This window comes from Hymenobacter negativus, assembly GCF_016056375.1.
Classification (GTDB): Bacteria; Bacteroidota; Bacteroidia; order Cytophagales; family Hymenobacteraceae; genus Hymenobacter; species Hymenobacter negativus_A.
Map to the genome: position 1 here is coordinate 612,325 of NZ_JAEDAE010000001.1, position 18,636 is coordinate 630,960.

11 protein-coding genes are annotated in these 18,636 nt (G+C 60.5%); 5 read left to right on the forward strand and 6 right to left on the reverse strand.

Annotation, left to right across the window (positions count from 1 at the left end):
* Positions 1–268: 268 nt before the first annotated feature.
* From I7X13_RS02720 to I7X13_RS02745, 6 genes are all read right to left on the reverse strand, one after another.
* On the reverse strand, positions 269–1,309 hold the full coding sequence (locus I7X13_RS02720; protein ID WP_198074251.1) for a Fic family protein: 1,041 nt from the start codon (positions 1,307–1,309) through the stop codon (positions 269–271).
* 398 nt (positions 1,310–1,707) lie between these two features.
* The gene (locus I7X13_RS02725) at positions 1,708–4,821 is read right to left on the reverse strand and encodes a T9SS type A sorting domain-containing protein (RefSeq protein WP_198074252.1); all 3,114 of its coding nucleotides are present in this window, start codon (positions 4,819–4,821) and stop codon (positions 1,708–1,710) included.
* A gap of 338 nt (positions 4,822–5,159) precedes the next feature.
* Positions 5,160–6,422, reverse strand: coding sequence for a putative phage abortive infection protein (locus I7X13_RS02730; protein ID WP_198074253.1), 1,263 nt, complete (start codon positions 6,420–6,422; stop codon positions 5,160–5,162).
* A gap of 105 nt (positions 6,423–6,527) precedes the next feature.
* Positions 6,528–9,947, reverse strand: a complete 3,420-nt coding sequence (locus I7X13_RS02735) for a methylmalonyl-CoA mutase family protein (protein WP_198074254.1) — start codon at positions 9,945–9,947, stop codon at positions 6,528–6,530.
* Positions 9,948–10,073: 126 nt separating this feature from the next.
* Positions 10,074–10,541 carry a hypothetical protein gene (locus tag I7X13_RS02740; protein WP_198074255.1) on the reverse strand — a complete coding sequence of 156 codons (468 nt, stop codon included), beginning with the start codon at positions 10,539–10,541 and terminating at the stop codon, positions 10,074–10,076.
* Between the two features lie 110 nt (positions 10,542–10,651).
* Complete coding sequence (locus tag I7X13_RS02745; RefSeq protein ID WP_198068236.1) at positions 10,652–11,500, reverse strand: hypothetical protein; 849 nt, start codon at positions 11,498–11,500, stop codon at positions 10,652–10,654.
* A 465-nt stretch (positions 11,501–11,965) separates the two neighbouring features.
* Between I7X13_RS02745 and I7X13_RS02750 the strand changes: the two genes are divergently transcribed.
* The 5 genes from I7X13_RS02750 (at position 11,966) to I7X13_RS02770 (ending at position 18,595) form a co-directional block, all read left to right on the forward strand.
* Positions 11,966–13,384, forward strand: coding sequence for a BON domain-containing protein (locus tag I7X13_RS02750; protein WP_198068237.1), 1,419 nt, complete (start codon positions 11,966–11,968; stop codon positions 13,382–13,384).
* A gap of 89 nt (positions 13,385–13,473) precedes the next feature.
* Positions 13,474–13,704, forward strand: a complete 231-nt coding sequence (locus tag I7X13_RS02755) for a hypothetical protein (protein ID WP_198068238.1) — start codon at positions 13,474–13,476, stop codon at positions 13,702–13,704.
* A 47-nt stretch (positions 13,705–13,751) separates the two neighbouring features.
* Positions 13,752–14,648, forward strand: coding sequence for a universal stress protein (locus I7X13_RS02760; protein ID WP_198068239.1), 897 nt, complete (start codon positions 13,752–13,754; stop codon positions 14,646–14,648).
* Positions 14,649–14,746: 98 nt separating this feature from the next.
* A complete protein-coding gene (locus I7X13_RS02765) occupies positions 14,747–17,422 on the forward strand; it encodes a cation-translocating P-type ATPase (protein WP_198074256.1) in 2,676 nt (891 codons plus the stop codon).
* Between the two features lie 348 nt (positions 17,423–17,770).
* Positions 17,771–18,595 carry a universal stress protein gene (locus I7X13_RS02770; RefSeq protein WP_198074257.1) on the forward strand — a complete coding sequence of 275 codons (825 nt, stop codon included), beginning with the start codon at positions 17,771–17,773 and terminating at the stop codon, positions 18,593–18,595.
* The last annotated feature ends 41 nt before the right edge of the window (positions 18,596–18,636 follow it).

An 18,636-nucleotide genomic window follows, 5' to 3' on the forward strand; every position in this document is an offset into this window, starting at 1 on the left:
CATGCGGGCAAAATAACAAATGGCGCGATGCACTACTTTAAAATCGATGTTGCTTTTCAAAAGGCCGGCGCGTGCCTCAGCGCCTAGCCCAACCGCCCTCCGGCACCGCTTATTGCCGCTTGGGAAGCTGAGCGTAGCTGGGTGGTGCGCCGTCCCCCGCGCGCCCGCCGCCTCTTGCGTGGCCGGAGAGGCAGGGGAAGCTGTTGTGAATAAAGCTCACGGCATCGCGGCGTAGTTTCAAATGGGCCTTGTAAGTTACCGGTCGTGCCTAACTCAGCGTATAATTAAGCCCCGGGCCGCTGCCGTGTCGGGCAATTAGACGGCGTTCAACCAGAATAGCCAGTATCTTTTTTACCGTAGGCGCGGGAATGGCCAGCCGCTCGGCGATGACCCCAGACCGGCAGCCGGGATTGTTTTCCACGAATAGCAAAACGGCTTTTTCGCGGGGCTGCAGCTGGCTGTTCGCGCCTTCGGCCGTGAGTTTCTGCAACAGTTGCTGCTGCACGTTGCCCAACGCACTGAAAAAGAACGTCAGCCACGACGAGATATTCTCGCCCGGCCGCTGCGACTGGCACCGCTGCAACTCGCGGTAGTACTCGGTTTTGCGGCTTTCTATTTCGTGCTCCAGGCTCACGTACTGAATCCAGACGTAGCCCTGCTTGAGCAGGAGCAGGGTAGCCAGCAGCCGGCTGAGCCGCCCGTTACCATCCTGAAACGGGTGGATACTCAAAAACTCGTAGCAGAACAGGGCGCATTTCACCAGCGGGTGCGTGGCCGTGTCCTGCGCATACCAGGCCAGCAGCGCCCGCATGGCGTCCTCGGTGGCGAAGCCCGGCGCGGTGGTGGCAAACACCAGCCGCTTCGTGCCGTCGGGCAGGTGGGCTTCCACGGAGTTGGGGTGCTGCTTGTAGTTGCCCCGGTGCCATTCGTCTTTGCGGCTGAAGCGCAGCAGCTCGCTGTGCAGCCCTTTCAGGCTGTTCTCGGTGAGGTCGATGTCGGCGTAGGAATCCGCAATCAAATCCAGCGCCTGAAAATACCCCACCACCTCCTGCGAGTCCCGGTCTTCGAGCTTGGTAATGTCGGTGTTGCGCAGCAGCACATCCACCTCCGCGTCGCTCATCCGCGAGCCCTCAATGCGCGTTGAGGCCCCCACGCTCCGTACCGTGGCAATGGCTTTGAGCTGTTTCAGGTTCTGGCCTTCGCGCCGCTCAATGGCCGACCACGACGCATCAAACCTATCGAGCTTGCTCACTGCCGCCAGCAGCCCCCAATCCAGCGTGACCGCCACCGTGTGTACCTGCGTTTCCATGCCGCAAAAGTACGCGCCGCCCGCCGCGCCAGATACGGTACGATACGATAGGAGCTAGTAGCGATACGATGGAAAAGCGCCTATCGCACGCCCGCCCCCGCGCCCTCGACGCCTCTTGCGTGGCTGAAGAGGCTAGGGAAGCTGTTGCTGAAACTCTAGCCGCGCCCGCCCCCGTGCCCCCGGCACCGCTTAGGGCCGCTGGTGAAGCTTAGTGCTTCTTGGGGGCACGCCCGCCCCCCGCGCCCCCGCCGCCTCTTGCGTGGCGATGGAAGTAGGGGGAAGCTGTTTCCCAATGCCACTGGTTTTGCCACTCAGTGCAACAGCCCATCCGTTTTGGGCAGATGGGCTGTTGCTGGAGTTTAGTATTACAATCGGCCGAATATGCGTCTGGCGAGTAACTATTCTATAACAAGAGCTTTTGACACACTGCCAGCATCCGTAACCATGCGCAAGTGGTATACGCCTGGTGGTATGCTTTTAATATCCAATACAACGCTCTTTCCTGCTTTTTCACTTATGCTCTGGTAATGCAGTACTTCCTGGCCTATCGCATTGATAAGGCTAAGCTGAACAGACGCAGTGCCGGCCGGAATATCAACAGTGATTTGTTGATGAGCTGGATTGGGATAAATAGCAATTGTGGAAGGAGTGGACTTGGCCTGCGTGGCCAGCGCAGTTCCCGTATTAAAACGCGCGCTGAGGGTTCCGGAGGTATTGGCCGTGAGCCAGTCAATATCCCCGTCCCCGTCCAAATCACCCAGAATCAAGGTTGCGGGCACGGAGGTAATCCTATTTGCAGGAGCCCGATTAAACGTTCCGCTGCCATCGTTTAGCCAAGTCCGGACGGTGCGCACGGTTTTATCAAGGGTTAGGAGGTCAAAATCTCCATCGGCGTCAATATCAGCCAAAGAAAAGCTGCTCACACTGCCCACTTGAGAAAAGCCTACTGAAAAATGTCCGGCCCCGTTGTTGAACCCAATGGCTAGCGTAGTTGCGCTGGGCTGAGCCGAAGATATTACTATGTCCAAGTCCCCGTCTTTGTCGATATCGGATAGCATCACCCCATGCGGTAGTGCCCCAACGGTGGTGGCGACGGCAGTGCCGAAGCTTCCGGTGCCATCGTTTAGCACGGTGGAAACGGTTCCGTCCCCTTCGTTTGTGGCCACAATGTCCAAGTCGCCGTCGTTATCCAAATCGCCTAAGCTCGCGCCAAAAGTATTGGCCCCCAAACTGATGGTTCCGGCCCCGGTAAATACGCCCGCGCCGTTGTTCAAGCGGACGCTCGCGCTTCCGGCCGTTAGGTAGCTGGTAGTTAGCAGGTCTAAATCGCCGTCCGCGTCCAGGTCGCCAAACAGGAGGCTGCGCGGGTTGGCACTCACCAAAACTTTGGAAAGTCCCGTGAAGCCGCCACTGCCGTTGTTGAACCGGACGAGTACCGAATCGGAGGAAGGGTAGTGCGCGGCCCAGGCCACATCCAGGTCGCCGTCAGCATCCACATCGGCCAGCGCCAGGGCCGTCACCGTGCCGCGGGCGGCAAATCCGGACCCGGCGGCAAAACGGCCGCTTCCGTCGTTCAGGCCCAAGGTGAACGCGCCTCCCTGGCCCTGGGAGCCTGCCGAAATAACGTCCAAGTCCCCGTCGTTGTCCAAATCTCCGGTGGTAAGAAAAGTCGACTGCCACGCGCCGGCCACGCTATCGGCCCCGGTGAAAAGGCCGCGGCCCGTTCCGCCAACCGCCGCCCGAAACTGATAAATCCAGGCCGGCAGGGACGCGCCCCCGCTACCGGCCGTGGCTCCTGCCACCGATACGCTCACCAACTCATTGGGACTGAACGGCTGCGTGCCTACAAACCGTACGGCATTATTGGCGAGTCCTCCGGTGCTCGGTTGGCTGCCGGTGCCCGATTTGCGGCCCTGGCGCAAGTCGCCAAACACCGTCAAGGCCGGGGAGGTGGCCGCCAGTGAGCGGCTATATGCCACCTGCACGGGACTGGCCGCGGCCACCGAGGCGTTGCGGGCCGGCGTAAACGTGGTAACGGCAAATTGGTTGGTGCTCAGGTGGGCCAGAAAGGCGGAGGCGCCTCCGCTGGGTGAAGGGGTGCCTACCAGTGTGGGAAGAAAGCCAAAGTCCGTTTGGCTTTCAAAGGAGCCCGTTAGCAATAGTTCGCCTGTGCTGGTGGGCCGCAGGCTGTGCACGGTTTCCTGGCCGGTGCTACCCGCCCGGGTCGCCCATACGGTCTGGCCAGTAGCCGCATCCACCTTACTCACGAAAACGTCTTGGCTACCCGCACTGGTCAGGCTTATAGAAGGCCCAAACGTCAAGGTGCCGGTGAAGGCACCAGCCGTCAGAATGTCCCCGGTGGCGTCGAACGCGATGGTTCGGTACGCGCTGGTGAGGTACGTAAAGGTTCGCGGCGATGCCGTCTGCACCCATTGCCAAGCACCCGCTGCACCATCCAGTTTGGCCAGAAAAATGCCGGTTCCAGTCACGGCTGGCAAGCTACCGAACTGGGAAGCACTGTTATCCATGTACCCTACTGCCACTACCTCGCCCGCCGGACTGAATGTCAGCGATGTTGCCCTGGTCGCCGACGTGGTGCTATTGCCCGTGGCCTGTGCGGCCCACAGCCACTGGCCCGTGGCCGGTGCCAGTTTGGCCACTACCAAATTGAAGAACCTATTGCCGGGAAAGGCGGGCAAGCTGCCAAGGGTGAGCGGCCCTGTAAAATTCCCGCTTATGGCCACGTTGCCGGAAGCTTCCACGGCCACCGCCGAGATATAACTGATAGCTGACGGCACCGTCTGCACCCACTGCCATTGGCCAGTGCTTCCGCTTAGCTTGTTCACGAACCTTTGGTTTGTGACTGTTGGCAGGGTGCCGAACCGAGCAGTTCCTGTAATGTTGCCGGACACGATAACATCGCCTGCCGCATCAATGGCCATGGCGCTAAGGTCAGCGTCGTAGGACGATAACCCCGTCGAGCCGGTAGCCCACAGCCAAGTTCCGTTGGCTGCCGAGAGCTTTACCACCAGGTCGTGGGCGGCGCCGTTGGAAGCATTGGTTGCGAGCACGGGCAGGTTCCCAAAGCTCGCGGTCCCCACGTAAGCCCCCGCCAGTAAAATATCGCCGCTGCTATCCAGCAGCACTTTGTTGATGTGAACCTCGCCCCCGCCGCCCCGCACGGCCCACATCCATTGTCGCGTTTGGCCATTCATCTTGGCCACATACACATCGTTGAATCCCTGGGCCGTGAGGGTGGGCAAGGTGCCCAGCGTGATGGAGCCCTGAAATTTGCCTACCATGATAATGTCGCCGTTGGCATCAACCACCGACTCAAAAGGGTAAAAAGCATACTGGTTGCTGGTTGCGAAGGAGGTCGCCCCAGTCCAGACGGGCAATTGTGCCCGTACCCGCCCCGGAAAAGCGCCTACCAACACCAGCAGAAGCACAAGCCACCCCGATACGTGCCCGGCGCGCCGCACCTCGGAAGTAATTACAGTAGAGTTCAGCATAATTTTTCAGGAAAGGAAGTTTGTTTCAGAAGGTAAGGGTCGTTCGCAGTGAAAAACAGGCGTCGGTACTCTGCGCCCGTTGCACCAAGCACCGCGCCACCGTGTAGAGCAGGGGATGATGTTGGTGCATTAAATATAGGTGCTTAGTTGCAAGCACGAATTGCCAGTCATGGCCTCCCGCGCCCCCGCCGCCTCTTGCGTGGCTGATGAGGCGAGGGAAGCGGTTTCAGACGCAAGTTGTGCCTGTGGCTTGCATGGACGGCCCCCTGTAAACAGAACACCCTGCCAATCCAATGTGAGAATGGCAGGGTGTGGGGAAGCAGGAGAGAAATTAATCTTTATTCCTCAGATTCGTACTTAACTGCCGGAAAAAAGTAATTGTATGTAATGCCATATATGTGCTTGCCGGGCAAGTTTTTAACCAAATTAAATTTAGTTATTATCTGATTTGACTTCGAACAAGGCCTGTTGTTCGAAACGTCTCTGTATTCCCAGTCCCAGCCCAAGCTAGATACAGAATTCGCAAATAATAATGCTTGCTCATACGTTGAAAGCTGAGCTCTTAGTGTTTTTGCGTAAAAATACTTTCTGTCATCTGATAATTCAGGATATTGATTAATGAAAGTGTAAGTGTGAAATAAGTGTCTAAAATAATGGCCAAGTCTATGTTGATGTCCACCATAATACTTGTACGAGGTTTTTAATGATTCAAATAATGTTATAGCTTCATCAGGGATATTACTTTGTTTTTTATTTCTATGCAAATCATAGATATGATTTATTAGCTTAGTGAAATCAGATATAGGAAGTCCCCGCATAGATTTCCATTCAGAGAAAACGACTGAATTTTCTCTTTTGGGTTTTAGCTTAAGAAAAAGTAGTACCCTAAAAAGGTACTCAGTGTTATACTTTCTTTTTAGCCGGTCTCTGAGTACAGTCTCACCTTCATTGCTTAATCCAAAATATATAACTTGATATGCTAAATCAATTATCGATAATTGTATTGGATTTGTTTTCAGATTGTTTTGCTTTATTATGTCCTCTAAAGACTTCTGATGAGGTCCTGATAAATAATCGGCTGGATTTATGGAGTCTGAAAATTTGGTAATTTCTCGATAACAATCCGTGAAATCTTTGAAAATAACTCGAAAAACTTTTCTGTTTAATGCAGTTGTGATTCCTGCAGGTTCATAATAAGTATATGATAGTTCACCCACATTGTCACGATGTAACCGAAGCATCTCGAAGAAAGATGATTCAAAAATCTGTCGTCTATTTTGAATTGCTTGCTGTTTGTTTTGTTCGGACTGCTCCCTGTTCTGCTGGGCCTGTTCCTCGTTTTGCTTAACCTGTTCCTGGAATGAAAGGAATATTAACAATGTGCCCGATAGTGTGAAAAGAGTTCCTACTACTCCTCCAATAAAATCGCCGAATTGCCCTGTTACAGCGAAATCAGTGGCATTAACAGGCTTAAGTAGACTGTCACTGCTATTTGCTATGTGATATCCGCCTAACTTCGAAGCATATATTAAGTAAGCGAATACTAAAACCCCTATAACTACCAACCCCCAAGCAAGCAATTGTATGACTTTGTTATTCATTTTACTGATATGCATTTTCGTCTCAAGCGTTAAAGCTGCTTAGCACGTTATACTAAGCAGCTTTAACGCTTGAGACAGCTGATTTTTCAAACTTCTTACCCAATCCTACATATTCCGGCGGTACTGACCGCCTACCTCAAACAGCGCGTTCGTAATCTGCCCCAGCGAGCAGAACTTCACCGTTTCCATCAGCTCGGCGAAGAGGTTGCCGTTGGCCACGGCCACTTGCTGCAGGCGCTTGAGGCGGGCCTCGGTCTGGTCGGCGTTGCGGGTGTGCAGGATGTTGAGCATCTCGATTTGGTACTGCTTTTCCTCCTCCGTGGCGCGGATGACCTCGGCCGGCACCACCGTGGGCGAGCCCTTCGACGAGAGGAAGGTGTTCACGCCGATGATGGGGTACTCTCCCGTGTGCTTCAGCATCTCGTAGTGCATGCTTTCCTCCTGGATTTTGCCGCGCTGGTACATGGTTTCCATGGCCCCGAGCACGCCGCCGCGCTCCGTGATGCGGTCAAATTCGGCCAACACGGCCTCCTCCACCAGGTCGGTGAGCTCCTCGATGATGAAGGAGCCTTGCAGCGGGTTTTCGTTCTTGGCCAGGCCCAGCTCCCGGTTGATGATGAGCTGAATGGCCATGGCCCGGCGCACCGATTCCTCGGTGGGCGTAGTGATGGCCTCATCGTAGGCGTTGGTGTGCAAGCTGTTGCAGTTGTCGTAGATGGCGTACAGCGCCTGCAGCGTGGTGCGGATGTCGTTGAAGTCGATTTCCTGGGCGTGCAGGCTGCGGCCCGAGGTCTGGATGTGGTACTTCAGCATCTGGCTGCGGGCGTCGGCGCCGTACTTCAGCTTCATGGCCTTGGCCCAGATGCGGCGCGCCACCCGCCCAATCACGGCGTACTCCGGGTCGATGCCGTTGGAGAAGAAGAAGCTCAGGTTCGGCGCGAAGTCGTTCACGCTCATGCCGCGGCTCACGTAGTACTCCACAAACGTGAAGCCGTTGGAGAGCGTGAGGGCCAGCTGGGTGATGGGGTTGGCGCCGGCCTCGGCAATGTGGTAGCCGGAGATGGACACGGAATAGAAATTCCGCACCTTCTGCTGGATGAAGTATTCCTGCACGTCGCCCATCAGGCGCAGGGCAAACTCGGTGCTGAAAATGCAGGTGTTCTGGGCCTGGTCTTCCTTCAGAATGTCGGCCTGCACGGTGCCGCGCACCTGCGTCAGCGTGCGCGCCTTGATGTCGGCGTACACGTCGGCGGGCAGCACCTGGTCGCCGGTCACGCCCAGCAGCATCAGGCCCAGGCCGTCGTTGCCGGCCGGCAGCTCGCCCTGGTAGCGGGGGCGGGAGAGGTTTTTCTCCGCGTAAATCTGGTCGATTTTGGCGTCGACCTCCGCTTCCAGGCCCTGCTCCTTGATGTAGAGCTCGCACTGCTGGTCGATGGCCGCGTTCATGAAAAACGCCGCCAGCTGCGCCGCCGGGCCGTTGATGGTCATCGACACCGACGTGCTGGGGTTGGCCAGGTTGAAGCCCGAATACAGCTTCTTGGCGTCGTCGAGGCAGCAGATGCTCACGCCCGCGTTGCCGATTTTGCCATAGATGTCGGGCCGGTGGTCGGGGTCCTCGCCGTACAGCGTCACCGAGTCAAACGCCGTGCTCAGGCGCTTGGCCGGCAGGCCCATGCTCACGTAGTGGAAGCGGCGGTTGGTGCGCTCCGGCCCGCCCTCGCCGGCAAACATGCGCGTGGGGTCTTCGCCCTCGCGCTTGAAGGGGAACACGCCCGCCGTGTAGGGGAATTCGCCGGGGAAGTTCTCCTGCATGGCCCAGCGCAGGCGGTCGCCCCAGCCGGAGTAGCGCGGCGTAGCCACCTTCGGAATGTCGTTGCCCGACAGTGACTTGGTGTGCGTCTTCACCCGAATTTCCTTGCCGCGCACCGAGTACACGTACTCCGGGTTGCGGTAGTTTTGCAGGGTGCTTTCCCAGTTTTCCAGGATGGCCTGGCTGTCGGCGTCGAGACGGCGGAGCTGGGTTTGCTTGTTCTTGGCAAACTCCTCTACCATGCTATCACTGCTCTTTTTCTCGTCGCGGTAGTGCTCTTCGAGCTTGGCAAAGGCGCCGGCTACTTCCGCAATCTGGGCCTGCTCGCGCACGCGCTGGTCGTAGGCGCGGTTGGTTTCGGCAATCTCGGAGAGGTAGCGGGTGCGGTGCGGCGGGATGATGTAAATCTTCTCCGAATCCTCGGCGCTGGTTTCCAGGTGCGAGGCGAAGGTGGCGCCGGTTTTGGTTTCCAGCATCTTCAGCACCGCCCGGTACAGCCGGTTCATGCCCGGGTCGTTGAACTGCGAGGCAATGGTGCCGAACACCGGCATCTGGTCCGTGGGCGAATCCCAGAGGCCGTGGTTGCGCTGGTACTGCTTGCGCACGTCGCGCAAGGCATCCTGCGCGCCGCGCTTGTCAAACTTGTTCAGGGCAATGACGTCGGCGAAATCGAGCATGTCGATTTTCTCCAACTGCGTGGCCGCGCCGTACTCGGGCGTCATCACATACAGGCTGGCATCGGAATGCTCAATGATTTCGGTGTCGGACTGGCCGATGCCCGAAGTCTCCAGAATAATCAAATCGTAGTTGGCGGCGCGCACCACGTCCACGGCATCCTGCACGTAGCGGCTTAATGCCAAATTGCTCTGGCGCGTGGCCAGGCTGCGCATATACACCCGCGGCGAGTTGATGGAGTTCATCCGAATCCGGTCGCCGAGCAGCGCGCCGCCCGTCTTGCGCTTGCTGGGGTCGACGGAAATAATGGCAATGGTCTTCTCCGGAAAGTCGAACAGGAAGCGCCGCACCAGCTCATCCACCAGCGACGACTTGCCCGCGCCGCCCGTGCCCGTGATGCCCAGAATAGGAGCGGAGGACTTCGAAGCCAGCTTCTGGTTCTGGTCGGCCTCGCTCTGCTGGAAGTCAGCCACCAGCTGCCCTTTCACCCGCTCAAACTCCTCGGGGAAGTTCTCCGCCGCCGAAATCAAACGCCCAATGCTGCGAGCATCCTTGTCCTGAATGTGGCCGGCCTCGCCATTGAGGTTCTGGCCCGTCGGGAAGTCCGCCTGCTCCAGCAGGTTGTTAATCATGCCCTGCAAACCCATGGCGCGGCCATCGTCGGGCGAGTAGATGCGGGTAATGCCGTAGCCCATCAGTTCTTCAATCTCGGTGGGCAGAATCACGCCGCCGCCGCCGCCGAAGATTTTAATGTGGCCCGCGCCACGCTCCTTCAGCAGGTCATACATGTACTTGAAGTACTCGTTGTGCCCGCCCTGGTAGCTCGTAATGGCAATGGCCTGGGCATCTTCCTGAATGGCGCAGTCCACAATTTCCTGCACCGAGCGGTTGTGCCCGAGGTGAATCACCTCCGCACCGCTGCTCTGAATAATGCGGCGCATGATGTTGATAGCAGCATCGTGGCCATCAAACAAAGCGGCGGCCGTGACGATGCGAACGTGGTTTTTGGGCTTGTAGGGTGCTACTGGGGCGGGATGCATATAGTAGGAGTAGGGCGGACCAATAGTCCGCGACCGTGAGGGTGGAAACCGTGGGCGAAGGTACGAAAAACGCCCCGGCGGGGTGGCCGGGGCAGGGTGTACGCAGGTATTAGTGAGAACAGAATCTTAGGCAGCCGTGACTCGATAAGCCTCAAGTCTTAATGAGCCATCGGTTAGAACAAGTGGAAGCTGACCGACTTGCTCAAGTGCTGACTGAATAGCTTCAAGGTCTTGTTTCCCAGGTTGGTCTGTAAGATGGCACTGAAATTCCAGCCACTCAATTTCTCGATAATCATACCATCCGCGCGGCTTGCCGGTAATCATGGCCTCCATCGACTTGTCGTAATAATCAAACTGGTAGTCAGTGAACTCATTTATAAGAAGCCAGCGGCCAGTGTATTCTTGCTCCCAAATCAATTTGACATGACATTCCCTGATTAAGCTATGATTTTCAACCATGACGTGAAGCAGCTTGACCCACTTCGGATTGCTCATAAAGCCAATCAATTTTCGGGCGTCTACCACCCGGTCAAAGAAGGCATCGTCTCGAGAGATTTCTTGGTTTTGCTTGCGTTTGAAGAAGGAATGTGACATTTGAAGCAGTGAAATAAAGTAAGCAATTAAAAGGCACGAAAAACGCCCCGGCGGGCGGGCCGGGGCGTTTCGGTTTTGGATATTTTAGGAGATACTCGTTCACCGAAGCCTTAGCCGAACGTCAGCGGCGGGCTAAGGGCCAGTCGCCACACCACGGCTACCACGATGGCCAGGCCCACCAAGCCCCAGGCCACGCGCGTGGCCTGGGGGCGTTTCACGGTTTCCGAGAATACTTCGTTGAGACAGCCCAGGGCCAGTGGGGTCACCAGCAGGCCCATCATGGCTAGGTGCAGGGTCTCCTGCACGGTGAGGTAGGGCATTTTGGTGAGGGCAATGAAGATGCCGCCCGCCACCCAGGGCACAATGAGCGTGCTCACCACCATGAGCTGGCGCTTGTCGTAGCGCATCACCGTGTGCGAATCGTGAGCCTGCAGGAAGGCGATGGCCCCGAAATAGCCCAGGCCCAGCTGCACCAGCCCGGCCAGCAGCGCCAGCACCACGTTCATGGCCCCGCCGAGGCCCAGGAGCCAATCGGGCACGTACCAGAAGCCCGAATGCGTGAACGTATCGGCCAGCAGGGCGCCGAATACGGCGTTGCAGGCGTGAAAAGCAACCCACAGCAGCAGCAGCTTAAATTGCCCCCGCCGGGCCCGTTCGCCCCGCCAATACCAGCGAAACGCCACCAGCCCCAGCACAAGGCACACCACCGGCCCGCTGCCGTACACCGCGATGATGGCCGTGCGCCACCACTCGTTATCGGCCAGGGTGTAGCGAATGGTGCTGGGGTCCCAGATGCCGCGCAGCTGGAAGTGGTGCGACACGGCCAGCTTGGCCGCCTGGTGCAGCCCCCACACCAGATAATAGGCCAGCACATAGAGCGCCGTGCCATTGGCGGCTACGATGTAGAACTTGCGGCGGTCGGCTTGAAGTGAAGTGTAAGTAGTGGTTTCCGGTTGCATAGGCAGCTTTACTAAGGCGGGCAAAATTGGGGAATCAGCAAAACTAAGCAGTTGGGCTGCAATTGCGATGCCGCGCTACGTGGGAAGAGCGCATCGGGCCCTGGGAGCACCACTTGGGTGGCGTATAGCTGAATCGTAGGAGGGGTAATCAAAATCATAGAAATATATGATTGTTGTCACCGCGCCAGAGTAGCTGAAAGGTGCAACTTGCAGTAATTGGTAAGCTACCGATTAACACTGTTCTGCTGGCCTTTAAATCGCTCGGTTATGGTTACGTCCTCGCTTCTGTTTTCCCTGATGCTGGTGCTAGGCTTGCTAGCAATTAGCCTACGCAAGGGCGCTACGGCCTCATCACCGTCTGCAGCTTATTAAGCCGCCCGGGACGGCCCAACTGGCCGCGGCAGTGGACAGCGCCCCGCGCGCTGCCCGCGCCCGCGCATTCCTCTTTGTTTTTGTCTCTTCGCCATGAAAAGCCAACCCGTCACCATTCATACGGATGAGCATTTGGCCGATGCCGACATTACGGCGGCCATCGAACTGCTCTTCATGCTCAAAAAGGGCGTCACTTCGCACCTGGTGGACGTGGCCACGCACGATGGCATTGTGGTACTGAGCGGCTTCACCGACAACCTGCTGGCGCGGGAGCGGGCGGCCGAAATAGCCAAAGCCGTGCGCGGCGTGCGCGGCGTGGTGAACGAGTTGGTCATCCGCACCCCCGACGTGCCCAATGCCGAGCTTCAGCGCCGGGTGGTGCGGGCCCTGCAAAACGACCCCGCCGTGCGCCGCTACCAAGTGCGCAGCTACGCCAACGACGGCGAAGTAATCCTGGAAGGCAACGTGCAAACCTGGGCCGAAGAACTGCTGGTGCTGCGGGCCTTGCGCGGCGTGCCCGGCGTGCGCCACCTGCACAATCGCCTGGTGGTGCAGGGCAGCCCGGTAACCGCTGCCGATGAGGACATTGCCGCCCATATCCGCAACTGCCTGGCGTGGGACCTGCGCGTGAAAAGCCCGCTGGTATCCGTCGATGCCGACCACGGCGCGGTGCGCCTGACCGGTACCGTGGGCACGGCGGCCGAGTTCGACCACGTGCTGGCCACCGCCCACCGGGCCGGGGCCACCAGCGTGGATGCCGCGCAGCTGCAAGTGGCCCCGTGGGCGCTTGACAAAGTGCTGCGGCACCAGCGCTACGCGCCGAAAGCCGATGAGGACGTGGCCCAGGCCGTGCGCGATGCCCTGCGCTATGACCCCCGCTGCCACCCCGATACGCCCACCGTACAGGTCGAGCACGGCACCGTGACGCTGACCGGTGCGGTGAGCAACCTGCGCGCCCGCCGCGCCGCCGGCCAGGATGCGCGCAACGTGCTGGGGGTGACAGATGTGCACAACCAGCTCGAAGTTCACCCCGCCAAATCCGTGGACGATGACGTGATTCGTCAGCAGGTGAAGGCGGCCCTGACCGCCGATGCCTACCTGACGGGCTACCACCTGCTGGTGAGCGTGGACCAGGGCCGGGTGCAGGTGGGCGGCTCCGTCGATTCGCATTTCGACCAGCAGCGCACGGCCGAAGTGGCCAGCGGCATCAACGGGGTGGTGGGGCTGGAAAACCACGTGCGCGTAGCCCCGGCCCGCGCCGAGCCCGGCGATGACGACGACACGGCCGACCTCGAAGGCCCCGCCGCCGACCTCGCCCTGGAGCAGCGCATCCGGCTGCATTACTACTGGTCGGCGCTGCTGCACGACCAGGATATCGAGGTGCACGTGGCCAACGGCCGCGCCACCCTCACCGGCACCGTGGATACGTGGCTGGAGCGCCAGCACGCCGCCGCCGATGCCCGCGACTGCGGGGCCCGCGATGTTAACAACCACTTACAGCCCCTGCACTGAAGCTGGCGGGCTGATTATAAAACTATAATAACTATGATGATACGAGTACGGCTTGATAATCAATTTGCTGATAAGCCTCTTTTAAAATTATGACCCAGCCAACTCAAAAAACCGCTTTTTCACCCAGTTCTCAGTCCCCGCTCACCGCTGACTCACCCGCCATCGGCCGCACCGCCTTCCCGTATCATCCGGCCCCAGAGCGCTACTGGGAGCCTCGCCTGCTGACCGAATTCGACTACCGGCTCGACGATACGCTGACCGAGGAGGCCGGCATGGCCCGCAACCCCGGCGCGCTGGGCGCTTACGCCGGGTCGTTTTGAACCGGAATAGCCGGGCTCTCTGAACAGCTTCCATAATTTCTTCTGCAATGAAAACGGCCCGGAAACTCTCCTTCATTGTCTTAACCAGCTTTTACCCCGAGGCCCAGCGCGCCGTGCTTTATGCCGACGAGCTGGCCGGCGGCGTGGACGGCCGCCTACTTCTGTTGCACGCCAACCGCATTTCTTTCTTCGACCCCTACATTTTTACCGGAGAAAGCTGGAGGCGGCAGGAGCTGGCCGACGAGCCGGGCATCAAGGCCATGCTGGCCAACATGGCCGCGCAGCTGCACACGCCGGCCACGGTAGAGCTTATCACCGACCTGCTGCCCACGGCGGCCCAGGCCCTCACCCGTCAGCACAACCCCGCGCTGTTCGTGGTAGGGCGGCCCGCCGATGACGCCGCCACCCCCGACCAGGTGAGCCTGATGCTGCTGGAGCTGCTGCGCGCCGTGCAGCTGCCGCTGCTGCTGGTGCCCCAGCGCACGGCCGCCGCCACGCCGCCCCGGCGCGTGCTCATCGCCGCCGACAGCGAGCCTTTTGCCCTGCCCCCGGCCATCGAGGGCGTGAAGCAATTGCTCCACCAGTTGGCTCCGCACGTCACCATTGTGCACGTGTCAGGCATTGAGGACGATGAAAACTGCGCCCGCGCCCGGCACGCCGTGGAGCTGAGCGGCCTGACCACGGACCTGCCCGAAGTGGAGCCGCGCGGCTACCAGTACGCCCGCCCGGCCGATGGTATTCTGGCCGCCATTGACGACATGGGAGCCGACCTGGTGGTGCTGCTCACCCGCCAGCGCAGCTACTTGGGCGAGCTGTTCCATCACAGTGTGACGGCCGAAGTGCTGCGCCGCAGCCCCGTGCCGGTGCTGGCCGTGCCGGCCGCTGAGCCTCCGGCCGCCCAACGCCGGCAGGCCCACCACGCGGCCGATAATGTGCTGGCTTAATGGCTTAATGGCTGATTTACTAAATTGTAATTCATGTCATTGGGGTAGATAAAGTACCGTAGTTGGTATCAACTGGATTCTTTCTCACAGCCGTTGTTATGCCCGAGCTCATCGAACCGCCACCGTCGCCGACCATTGCGGCCCGCGTGGTGGGCCTCACCGAAGCAGAGGCCCGGGCCCGGCTCCAGCAATACGGCCCCAACGCCGTGGAGCCCGTGGTGCCCGACAGCTGGTGGCAGGTGCTGCTACGCCAGTTTCGCAGCCTGATTGTGCTGGTGCTGGGGGCCGCGGCGGGGTTTTCGTTTGCCTTTCAGGACCATGCCGAGGGCATCGCCATTCTGGCCGTTATTGCCCTCAATGCCGGCATTGGCTTCTGGCTAGAATGGAGTGCACAAGCTTCAATGACGGCCCTGCGCCGCCTGGGCCTGACCACGGCCCGCGTGCTGCGCGACGGCCGGGTGTGCGCCGTGCCCACCCACCACGTCACCATCGGCGATGTGCTGCTGGTGGAAGCCGGCGAGGTAGTGGCGGCCGACGCGGCCCTGTTCGAAGCCCAGCAGCTCCAGGTGAACGAGTCAGCGCTGACCGGCGAGTCGATGCCCGCCGGGAAAGCCGTGGACCCGGCCGTTGGGGAGGGGTGCGATTTTAAAACCACCGAGGCGGCATGCCAGCTGTTTAAGGGCACAGCTGTGGTCAATGGCACGGGGCGGGCCTACGTGACGGGGGTAGGCAGCGGCACGCAGCTGGGCGAAATCACCCAGCTGGTGCAGCACGCCGCCCGCGCGGCCACGCCGCTCGAAGCCAAGCTCGACCGGCTGGCCCGGCAGCTGGTGTACATCACGGTGGGGCTAGCGGCGGTCTACGTAGCCATTGGGCTGCTGAAGGGCCAGCCGGTGTTTGGGCTCCTGAAAATTGCCATTGTGCTGGCCGTGGCGGCCATTCCGGAAGGCATGTCCATTGTGGCCACGCTGGCTTTGGCCTTCGGGATGATGCGCCTGGCCCGCCACAACGTGCTGGTGAAGCGCCTGGCCGCCGTGGAAACCCTGGGCGGCACCGACGTAATTTTTACCGACAAAACCGGCACCCTCACCCAGAACCAGATGGCCGTGCACACCGTGTGGCTGCCCGAGGGCCAGCTCCGGTATCCGCTGGCGGCTGCGGGCGGCCCTCCGGCGGCGCTCACGGGCGCGGCCTACCAGTTGCTGCTGCGGGTGGCGGTGCTGTGCAACAATGCCACCTACTCGCCCGCCACCGCCGACGCGGCCCTCGGCGACCCGCTCGAAGTGGCGCTACTGGCGCTGGCCCACGGCGGGCCGTTTGATGTGCCGGCGGCCCAGGCCCACCAGCGCCTGGCCGAGCAGCCCTTCAACTCCGATACCCGCCTCATGGCCACGCTGCACCGGAAGCCCGATGGCCGGCCCTGGGTAGCCGTGAAGGGTGCCGCCGAAGCTGTGCTCCAGCATTGTACCGGGCAGCAGCTTGCCACGGGCCCCCAACCCTTTGGCACCAATGAGCGGGCCGAATGGCTGAAGCGCGCCAATGAGCTGGCCGCCACCGGCCTGCGCGTGCTGGCCCTGGCTTGCCGCGAGCTCCCCGATGCGTGCCAGCCCGATTGGACCGATGAGCTGACCTGGCTGGGCCTAGTGGCCTTCCTCGACCCGCCCCGCGCTGAAGTGGTGCCCGCCCTGGAGGCCTGCCAGCGCGCCGGCATCCGGGTGCTGATGGTGACCGGCGACCATCCCGCTACGGCTAGCACCGTGGCCCACCAAGTGCACCTCACCCAGGACTCGGATGCCACCGTGGTGACGGGCGACGAGCTGGAAAGCCTGCTCGCTCAGCCCAACGGCGAAGGCCGCCACCGCTTGTGGCATGCCAGCGTATTTGCCCGCGTGAGCCCGGCCCAGAAGCTGGACCTCATCAGCCTCTACCAGCAGGAGGGCCACGTGGTGGCCATGACCGGCGATGGCGTGAACGATGCCCCGGCCCTCAAAAAAGCCGACATTGGCGTGGCCATGGGCCGGCGCGGCACGCAGGTGGCCAGCGAAGCCGCCGCCCTGGTGCTGCGCGACGACTCGTTTGCCTCCATTGTGGTGGCCGTGGAGCAGGGTCGCATCATCTTCACCAACATCCGGCGCTTCGTGCTCTACCTGGTGTCGTGCAACCTGAGCGAAATTCTGGTGGTGACGGCCGCCGGCCTGCTGGGCCACGGCGCGGGCCTGCTGCCCCTGCAAATCCTGTTTCTGAACCTGCTCACCGACGTGTTTCCGGCCCTGGCGCTGGGCGTGGGCAAGGGCAGCCCGCACGTGATGCAGCACCCCCCGCAGGACCCACAAGGCCCCATCATGCGGCCCGGCGACTGGCGGCTGGCGGTGGCCTACGCCGCGCTTATGACCGTGGCCCTGCTCGGGGCCGACTACCTGGCCCGGCACCAGCTGGGCCTGGCCCCGGCCTCTGCCAATGCCGTGCTTTTTTTTGGGCTGTCGGCCGCCCAGCTGGTGCACGTTTTCAACATGGCAGGGGGGCGCACGCCGCTCTGGCACAACGATGTGCTGCGCAACCGCTACGTGTGGCTGGCGCTGGCCCTGTGCTCGGGGCTGATAATTCTGGCGTATGTGGAGCCGTTGCTGCACCGCCTGCTGGGGTTACAAAAGCTTACGTCGGTAGCTGTGCTGCTCATTGCCGGGCCGGCCGTGGCCACGCTGGTATTTGGCCAGCTGCTGGGCTGGGTGATGGCCGGCAAGCGACCGGCCAGTACAACGCTGCCCGCTGGCTAAGCAGGGGAGAAGCGTAGCAGGGCAGGCGCAGATGTCGGAGTGGTGGTCGGCAATGATATAATTCATGCCGCAGATTGATAATTCTTATAGTGTCTGGCGGTTGTGCTGCCGAAATTTAAGACAAGTCCTTTGACCTACTGAATGTAGGCAAGCGGCTTTGCGTGAATTATTTGTGATTAGGATAGGGGCCGGTTATCAGATAGGGGCCGGTTATCAACCCCATTCATGTCAGCCTTAACTCTCCTGCGGAGCTAAGCTTGCTCCCCCTGTATTCGGTTGCGCACCCCGCTTGGCTCAGCGCCGGAACCGGCGGGACCGGCGCTCACCCATTCCTTCCGGCTTCCTGCTATGCAACCAACTTTCGTCGTTCTCTCCGACCTGAACAGCGCCACCGATGCGGTGTTGCGCTACACCAGCCAGCTGGCCACGCAACTGCCCGAAGGCCACCTCGTGCTCATGCACGTGTTTCAGGACCCGCTGCTGTTCCCCGAATCGGCCCTAATGGTGCCCGTGACCACGCCCAGCCGCCACGCAATGATGGCCGACCTGGCCCAGCGCGCCGGGCAGCTGCCCGTGCCCGCCGAGCCGGAAGTGACCGTGGACACCCTGGGCCTGGCCCTGGCCGATGCCGTACAGCGCCACCACCCGTTGCTGCTGGCCGCCGGCCGCGAGCAGCCCACCACCCTGATTGACCGCGTGCTCAGCAACATGGCGCTGCCCGTGCTGCAAGGCGCGCACTACCCGCTGCTGCTGGTGCCCGAGGAATGCTCCGACCCCGAGCTGCCCCGCCGCGTGGTGGTGGCCGCCGATGACCAGCCCTTCTGGCTGACCGCGCCGTCGCTGGCCCTGGCCGACTTGTTTGAGGCCCTGAACCCCACCACGACGGTGGTGCACGTAGCCGCCGCACAAGGCCCCTCGAAAGCCGGCATCGGCCTCGATGCGGTGCGCCGCACGGGCCTGTTCGGACCTATCGACAACAACAGCCTCTACGAAGTGCGCGAAGAAGCTACCGCCGACGGCATCCTGCACGCCGCGGCCGAAGTCAACGCCCAACTCATTGTGGTGATGGCCCGCCCGCACACCCTACTCGGGGGCCTGTTCCACCGCAGCGTGACGGCCCAGCTGCTGCATCGCAGCCCCGTGCCGGTGCTGGTGCTGCCCACGACCGACTGAGCCGGTTGCCGGCCTCCGCTCCTCAATCTTCTCGCCAGCAC